General features: G+C 38.5%; 3 protein-coding genes. 2 read left to right on the forward strand and 1 reads right to left on the reverse strand.

Annotated elements, in window-relative coordinates; all coding sequences use genetic code 11:
• Positions 1-75 precede the first annotated feature (75 nt).
• On the reverse strand, positions 76-1,365 hold the full coding sequence (locus GQR46_RS15815; RefSeq protein ID WP_007580094.1) for an aromatic amino acid transport family protein: 1,290 nt from the start codon (positions 1,363-1,365) through the stop codon (positions 76-78).
• A 450-nt stretch (positions 1,366-1,815) separates the two neighbouring features.
• Between GQR46_RS15815 and GQR46_RS15820 the strand changes: the two genes are divergently transcribed.
• Both GQR46_RS15820 and GQR46_RS15825 read left to right on the forward strand, forming a co-directional pair.
• Positions 1,816-2,613: an alpha/beta hydrolase gene (locus GQR46_RS15820; protein ID WP_007580097.1), complete on the forward strand. Its 798-nt coding sequence runs from the start codon at positions 1,816-1,818 to the stop codon at positions 2,611-2,613.
• Between the two features lie 577 nt (positions 2,614-3,190).
• A partial coding sequence (locus GQR46_RS15825) for a hypothetical protein (protein WP_165741437.1) occupies positions 3,191-5,060 on the forward strand: 1,870 nt, incomplete at its 3' end.

A 5,060-nucleotide genomic window follows, 5' to 3' on the forward strand; every position in this document is an offset into this window, starting at 1 on the left:
AAAAACAATTTGAGATAAACAGCACACAAAAAAGCCCAGCTAAAAAGTAGCCGGGCTTTTGTATAAACAGTTTTATTACTTAAGCATACTGTATAAAAGTGCAAATACAGCAAGTGAGCCAACCGCTAATATAAATAGCGTGCTAAAGCGATTTCGGTATTTATTAAGTGCAGGTACTTTATAAACTGCAATCATTGGCATAATGAATAAAATCATCGCAATGATAGGGCCCGATAACTGATCCATCATGTCTAAAATACTTGGATTTTTAACAGCACAAAACCAAATAGCTAAAAACATGATTAACACACCAATTTTATCGGTAACGCCAGCGCTTAAGCCTGTTTGTTTAGTTACTAATCCTGTAAAGCTTTCGCGTGCACCTAAAAAATGACCCAAAAACGACGATGTAATAGCAATAAAGGCAACAAGTGGCCCAAGTGTGGCAATAAACGAGTTATCAGTAATATTAGCAAGGTAGGATAAAACCGATACGTTAGCCGCTTTAGCCGCTGCCATTTGCTCGCCTGTAAGCGACAGCACGCAAGAGAACACAAATAACAGTACAAAGGTAATAAGTAGCAAGCTAGTGCGCTTTAAAATCGCCTCAGACTTACGTGTAGCTTGCTCGCCATAATGACCGCGTTGCACATTTACAAAGCTTGAGATAGCCGCTGCGTGGCTAAACGAAAACACAATTATAGGAATCGATAACCACAACGTTTTACCAAAGCTGCCTATTTCAGGCACCGTCATATCTGGCATTTGCCAGCTAGGGATTAAATAAAGTGATAAAAAGAACAATATGCCCACAAGCGGATAAACTAAAATAGCAAAGGCACGTAGCATTAAGCGCTCGCCGCCCATCATTAAGCTAATCATACCTGCAACTAATACACCCGAAAGTAGCACGCGAGAAGGTGATTCCATCCCCATTTGATTAACCATAAAGCTATCAACGGTATTGGTTAAGCCCACACCGTAAATAAGCAAAATTGGGAATATAGATAAAAAGTATAATAAGGAAATTAACCGGCCCGCAGTCACACCAAAGTGCTCTTCAACTACGTCGGTAAAATCGGCATCTTTATTTTTTGATGAAAGTACAAAGCGCGCTAATCCACGGTGCGCAAAAAAGGTCATTGGGAACGCTAAACACGCCATAATAATTAACGGCCAAAAACCGCCAATACCAATGTTAATAGGTAAAAATAAAATACCCGCACCAACGGCGGTACCAAATAAACTTAATGTCCACTGCGTATCGTGCAGGTTCCATTTAGTTTTTGTATTTGAATTTTTGCTTGAATTTGTGTGTGTGTTTGGTGATGCATTTGAAAGCGTTGCATCTTGAGATGTTGTCATGTGTGTGCTCATCCATTATTTAAATAATAACTGCGCCGAAGGGTATAGTTTTTAGAGACATTTTTCATGTTTTGAAGAGATTTTTAGACTAATTAATTAGGCTCAATTGGAGGGTAAGTGTCATGAATACGAAACAGTGGTGTAAAAGTGAGCAAAAGCCTTAAATGGCAAGCCACATTATAGAGTTACTGTACGGGTAGGTTGGTTAGTTGGAGCGAAACCTAACACGCTATAGTGTCACGCGAGCAGCAAAGCCGAGGAAGGCGGTTTTCATAACGTAAAAATAGGGGAAGGTCATTTTTATTGGTTTTCATTTAAAAATCAAAATCTGCTCCCAAAAGCTGTTAAGTAGAAGCCATTGATCTGAACTTCATAAGAGATTTTTATTAAACTCCGTTATACTTCCTACAATTGAATATGCCAAACGAAGTAAATAGGCCGCTAACTGCAATGAGCAAAGAAATTCTTTTCCATACTACTTTTGCGCACGAAACCAGTAAAACATGGGTTGTATTTGTCCATGGAGCAGGTGGTAGTTCGGCAATCTGGTTTCGTCAGCTTAAGGCCTATAAAAAAGAATATAATGTGTTGTTGCTAGATCTTCGTGGTCACGGTAAATCGAATAATTTAGTACAAAACTTTGTTGATAATAATTATTCATTTAATAATGTCTCTAAAGACATTATCGATGTGTTAGATCATAACAATATCACCAGCGCACACTTTGTTGGCATTTCATTGGGCACAATTATTATTCGAAATATTGCTGAAATTGCGCCGCAATATGTTTCTAGCATGGTGCTAGGTGGAGCGGTTACTCGTTTTAATACTCGCAGTAATACATTGGTTTATTTAGGTAATACTTTTAAACACTTCTTGCCTTATATGTGGCTGTATCGCTTATTTGCTTTTATTATGATGCCGAAAAAGCGTCATAAAGAATCTCGACTTTTGTTTGTTCGTGAAGCAAAACGCTTGTGCCAAAAAGAGTTTATAAAATGGTTTAAATTAGCCATGGACGTAAATCCTTTAATGCAATATTTCAAAGAAAAAGACATTGATATTCCCATTCTGTACATTATGGGCAAAGAAGATCATATGTTCCTTGGCCCTGTTAAAGAAATGGTTAAGCGTCATAAAAACAGCGTACTGCAAACTATTCACCATTGCGGCCATGTCTGTAATGTGGAGCGCCCCGACTTATTCAATCAGCACTCGCTTGCTTTTATCGCCCAGCAAAATCGTTAAGGGTTGTAGAAGGAATAGGGGCAGTTCTTTCTTTTTGACTTTCGTCCTAAACTAAAAACAAGACCTGAAGGAATAAAACCCAACTTATGAAGCGTAGACGCTGAGCTTGCTCGCGTGAAAAGCGTGAGCTTTTAATTACAGCTTGTGAGTATTACCTTACGGGCTTTGCCCGTCACGCAAGCAAGCTTCGCGTCTACAAGATAAACGCAAACTTAAACCTTGGCTGTAGGCGTAGAGCTTGCTCACGCGAAAAGCGCAGCTTTTAATCACTGCTTGTGAGCAATCACTTCATGGGCTTTGCCCATCACGCAAGCAAGCTTCGCGTCTACAAGATAAATGCAAATTTAAACTTTGGCGGTAGACGCCGAGGCAAGCTCACTGACTTCGATGTGATAAATGATAGCTAATCATTTATCAATGAGAGATACAAGGTTGGGTAGAGCGAACCGAAACCCAACATGTCTAGCGCCATGCGAGTGTGAAGCCAATAAAGGCGGTTTTATTTATTAAACTTGCTTATTCAATAATGTTCAATTGATATACACTGACAAGGTAACGTATTGATAAGGATATTAAGTTGTCGCAAGTTAAAACTCTCCGCATTACAGCCACTCGTTGGCTTTCTCTTTTATTGTGCGCAATTACCGCCGCCACAATTACTGTGTTTTTAAGCCAAGTCGGTCTTGTACAAAAGGCATATTCAAGTTGGAGCGCTATTTTAAATGGGAATCCAATTCTACATTACAGCGCTGCTTTTTTAGCGGGTATTGGCATAAAGCTCCTGCTTGATAAGTTTTATATATCGCATCCTAAACGCAGTATTGGGTTTAACTGGCGATATCCGCCAGTGACAATTGCTGTGTGGTTATCAGTAGCTGCATTACTTGTTTATCTTTTTGTGAATACGGTATATAGGCCTTATTTTCTTGACGATGATCTACTTTTTTCTAGTTTGAAGTATTTACACATCACTCTATTTTCATCTGCATTATTTGTTTTGTTTCAAGAGACCAAAGAGAAAGCCAAAAAGCTGGGTGGCAAGTCGTGGTTTATCCTATTCGCTGCTTTAGCAACACTATTGCTCGCATCAGGTTATTACCATACACCATGGTCGCTTATCACGACATTTATCCTGCTGTACTGTTTTGCGGTTATTTTAAGACTTTTCGCTAGCAGCGAGATAAAACAAACGCACAACGAAAGCAGCTCTATTGAAGTTAATTCAGGCGATGATTTTAACGATCTAGATGATTTCAGAGAATGGTTTAAAGATGATTCGACTATTAAAAGCACAGAGGAATTAGAACCCGATTTACAGGTTTACGCCACGCGCATTACCGAGCGGCTACAAAATGGCGGTGATAAAGGTGAAAAGGATTTAGCGCAGCACATAGCTTTATGTGGACCTTATGGTTGCGGAAAAAGCAGTATCGTTGAAAGTATTGTGAATGATTTAGCAAAAAACTCTGAAAAAGAGAGTGTCTGGATACATAGCGATATATCAACATGGGGCGCTGCAAGCGGCAGTGTTGCCCATGTTGTACTGAGCAATATTATTGATGATATAAGCCAGTATATTGATATGTGCGCCTTTCGTGCCTTACCTAAACATTATACCGAAGCGCTGAAATCAGGGGGGAGCGTATTTCAATTCGCTTCAACGTTACTTGCTGGCCCTGTTGATATTGAGGGCAGCTTTTTAAAGCTCAACGCAGTATTAAAAGTTACAAATCATAAATTACTGATTACTTTGCAAGATGTAGATCGTGGGACCGGCGATGAAAACGAAAAGCGCTTAAATGATATTGCTGCACTTTTGGATAGGTTAAAAAATCGGGATTTAAATCATATTAATTTCATTATTGTAATGGGTAATGAAAATGAAATTGCAACAGAGATAATATCAAAAGGAACTGATTATAGGGAAGATGTTCTCAACGTTGATTTATCGTTATCAATAACTTCCTTTATTCAAGAGGGCCTCAAAGAGGCGTTGCACCTTAATAAGGTTATTATTTTATCTAATAACATGCCTACATTCGAACTGAACCCTAATAGGATAGAAGATAGCTTTTCGGTACATGTATTTTGCAAACGTTCGGAATTTATGGAAGCTTTGACAAAGAGAAATAACTTATTTATTGAGGAGGTTAATGCTTTAAAAGCTGTAATTGTTTCAATTAGACAACTTAAAAAAATATTACGGCGAGTCAGTCAATCTTGGAATTCTGAACGCTTAATGGGTGAGGTAAACCTACTTTCTTTATTAATGGTTTGTACTTTAAGAGAAGTTAAACCAGCCTATTTTTCTTCACTCGAGAGGCATTATGACTCTTTGGTTAAAGGTGCTTCGAAAAACGTAGCCCATATTGTTCGTGATTTAGTAGACGAGCAAGATAAAATATATTTTAATTTTTTTAAAGTTCTTTTAGGCCTTATCGAGCAAG

The sequence above is a fragment of the Pseudoalteromonas sp. Z1A6 genome (genome assembly GCF_011378745.1).
In the GTDB taxonomy this organism is placed as follows: Bacteria; Pseudomonadota; Gammaproteobacteria; order Enterobacterales; family Alteromonadaceae; genus Pseudoalteromonas; species Pseudoalteromonas arctica.